At 50.5% G+C, this 3,569-nt stretch carries 2 protein-coding genes and 1 pseudogene; all 3 read right to left on the bottom strand.

Going from position 1 to position 3,569, the window contains the following annotated elements:
• Positions 1 to 427, bottom strand: a pseudogene (locus tag C5687_RS23670) (hypothetical protein); the annotation flags it as partial.
• A 16-nt stretch (positions 428 to 443) separates the two neighbouring features.
• Complete coding sequence (locus tag C5687_RS23665; RefSeq protein WP_104558176.1) at positions 444 to 2,960, bottom strand: type VI secretion system Vgr family protein; 2,517 nt, start codon at positions 2,958 to 2,960, stop codon at positions 444 to 446.
• Between the two features lie 267 nt (positions 2,961 to 3,227).
• A partial coding sequence (locus tag C5687_RS23660; protein ID WP_238380515.1) for a putative T6SS immunity periplasmic lipoprotein occupies positions 3,228 to 3,569 on the bottom strand: 342 nt, incomplete at its 5' end.

Raw genomic sequence — 3,569 nt, 5'->3', positions numbered from 1 at the left:
CGGTCTTCTGAAGGGGAATCAACTCCATAATACCGATAGCCGACTCTTTAAAGTTTTCATCAAGCAATTCACCCTCGGGAACATTTGCAGTCAACGCTTTCAGCTCAGCCTTTAATTTCTCATTAGCCTCATTGAGTTGTTGATAGGCACTCTGAAGTTTACTGTCATAAGCACGTTGTGGTTTTTTACCTTCCTGAGTCAGCATCTCATAATTGAGGTCATCCAGAGCAATCTGCGCTTTTTTCTGCTCTTCCAGCAACGCTGTCATTTTCAGCTGTTCCTGTATGAACAAGTGGTTATCTCTGGCGTCTACGCAGAGTAATGTTGCGCTACCAGGGTGAAAATAAACCTGAGGGCCATGTTCTCCGTTGACGACAGTGTTTTTACTCACGTTATCCAGACTACTTTGCTGCGTACCTTTAATCATTTTCTAAGTCCCTGAATTAGCCACCGAGCAGTTCAATACTTATTTTGCTTTTTGCCGCACCGTATATTTCAGCCGTTTTACCTTCACTATCGGTGCGTCCTTCATAAACAGAACCATCGGCAGTGGTGATCCGGTATCGCGTGTTTGCCAGTTTGTCCCCAGACTCTTTATCCTGTGCAACAAAACGCTCACTATACCCTTGCGGAAATTCAGGTTTAGGTGCGTCATAGTCCGCGCTTCCCATTTTCTGGACATTAGCACACTTCAGTAAAATATTGCCCGGTGCACCAAGTTCCATATTCCCACCTGCAAGTTTCATAAATGCACCGTCACAGTTAACGACCAGTTCTGTTGCACCCGTGATTACCACTTTGCCTTCTAAACTGGTCACCGTGACGTCTTTCTTCGCAATAACCTCCATCGCATCATCCTGCGCCTGGATTTCCACCCTGCCCTTAGCGGCAAAAAGCTTCATCCCGGCCTTTCGGGCCAGCATGCTCACAGCTTCGCCCGCCGCCACCGTAAAGCGCTTCAGGGCGCTAATATCAGTATTCTGTTGTGACATAATGCCTACACTGGCAGTACCGGAAGCTACCCGCACCGCCTGCGGACTGGTGATGCTCACACCATCCGGGGCATTCAACATGATCCCTGGTTTAGCCAGTTCTTTGAGAGCTGCGTTGAGAGTTTGCTGACTTGCAGTATCTGCTGGTAGAGCTTCAGCCCCTTCAGCAGCAGATGACAAACTTTTTGCTATCGTCAGAGCATTTTCAAGCTGGGCAATAGCCTCTTTCATAGAGAGCATCTTTTCCCCGGCCAGTGGTTGTTTATCGGCTGTGATAAACACACCATCACCGCCACGAATGGCTACATGTTTGTCGGTACGCAGCTCCGCGCCTTCACCACGCAGTTCGCGGGAAGCATCCACATTGTGCCCTAAATTAAGCTGCGTCTTCCCCCCGTACTCCGTGCTGAGCTTAATATGCTCCTCACCCCGCTTGTCCTCCATCCGCAGCTTGTTCAGGCCGGCTGTACGGATAACATTTCGCGTGCTGTTGGCTTCCGTGACGTGGTCAACGTGGCGGGAGTCGTGCAGGGCATGCGCAATATACGGTCGGTCCGGGTCGCCTTCGTGGAACGCAATGGCGACTTCAGTGCCCTGTATCAGCGGGAAGTGGAAGCCGTATTTATCGCCACCGTAGGGTTTGGCGAAGCGTACCGGCATACTCTCCATCCCCTGACGCTTGTCGTCGCGGTCGGCATCAAATTTCACCCGGTACATGCCCGATGCATCCTGCCAGGCGTAGATATCGTTGTCCCTGGCGCTGGTGACGCGGGCCATCAGGGTGCCGCTCACCACCGGGCGTTTTTTCGCTTCCGGCCGCCAGCAGCGGTTCTCGTAGTACGGCGTGGCCACCCAGTCCACCTTCAGCGCATTCTTGCGGCTGGCGGTGTAGCCTGCGCTGATAATCACGACGCCGTTTTCCGTTTCCCGGGGCAGCGTCGGGGGTATGGCTGTTTCGGTGATGGTCAGCACCTGTGCCGGGCCGAGGGTGTGGTCGGTGCTGCTGCCGGTTATGGTGGTCTGGTTCGACAGAAAACGCTCATGCTCCAGACGCGCCCAGAAGTTACCGGTTTCCGCCGCAGGGTTTATTTTGTCGCCACGCTCAAGGTGGCGCGGACGGTAATGGTACACATCGCCGTAGGTATTTCCCTCACCGTCACCGCGGGTCATGTCCGCCGGCACCGAGGTCAGGATGTTCTGCGCTACACGGTGGTTATAGTCACTGGCCGTCACCGAGCGCGCCACCACGTTATGCCGGACATTCACCCCCCACACCGAATCAGCGCCGTTGTCATTCGCCCCTGACGGGCTGTTCAGCGGCAGTTTTTTACCGAACGTCCAGGCACTCTGCTTGTCCGCAAAATGCACCACTTCTGTCAGGGTGTCGGGCTGCAGGGTAAAGAAGTAAAAAATCCCCACCTCGGCCAGCAGGCGTTCAATAAAATCAAGGTCGTTTTCCTGGTACTGGTTAATCTGCTCGCGTTTCGGATAGTCGGCCCTGAGGGTGAACTCATATTCCCAGCCCCTGAGACCATGCTCCTGAAGGACTTCAGCCACCACTTCAGGAACCGATTTGTTGACGAAAAAGCGGTGGGTGCGGAACTGGTTACCCAGCAGCGCCAGAAACGGTTCAATAATAATCTGATAGGTAGCCTGGTCACGTGAGCCACTGATGCGCTTAAAATGCGTGACCACGCCATGGACAACCTTCTGTCCTGTCAGCGCCATCAGTGGCCCCGACCCCATGGTTAGCGTGGCCGGTTTATTCAACAACTGCGTGGCATCAATGTTCAAATCACTACTGGTGAAGCGAACGTTGTAGTAATACAACTCACTCAAAAATTCTTTACCGCTGAACTCTTCCACATCCAGTGATGAGGTACATGAAGGAATATCCAGGCGATAGCGATTCAACCCCGCATCCGTAACGGCGGATAATGTTTTATTCAGCGTATCTGTCAGACTCATGATGATTGGCTCCTGAAACACCCTGTTATCCATAACTCTTTATATGCCTACAGGCAAAGAACAGTTTTAATCAGGGGGAGTACTCAGTGAGTACGGAAAGAATGATTGCAAATCAAGCCCTGATAAAATTCACGAGAGCTTTAATCTGTAATACAGTTATTTTAACATTACTCATCAAATATTTCGCATCGATACCGATGGGAATTAACCAGTTTAAAAAAATATTAAAGTGTTTTTTAAATTACAAGTGAATGGTATTCACCCTTACTATTCGGAAACCTGAATCGAACCATAAGGCCTTGCAATTTCACGATCCGTTAAGGGGAAATTATAAACTTTCCCATACCCCACCCCGACACCGACAACAAATTTCCGTGGCGCATCATCATATTTTTTTGATATTAATAAATATTCAACAACAAACTGTCCCTCATCAGGGAAGTGATAAAAAGAAGGAGGGATACATAATTTTCCATCAGCGATGGTCAGGCCAGGGGAAAAATTAAAATCTTTTTCCTTCGAGGATGTCCCACGTGGGTTTATTCCTATATCAGCGGGCTGATAGTCCTGGGCATCGGCAATGCTAAAACAGACGTTTTCCCCCTGTTT

It is taken from the genome of Enterobacter sichuanensis, from assembly GCF_002939185.1.
Classification (GTDB): domain Bacteria; phylum Pseudomonadota; class Gammaproteobacteria; order Enterobacterales; family Enterobacteriaceae; genus Enterobacter; species Enterobacter sichuanensis.
This window is presented reverse-complemented; position numbering and strand designations above follow the sequence as displayed.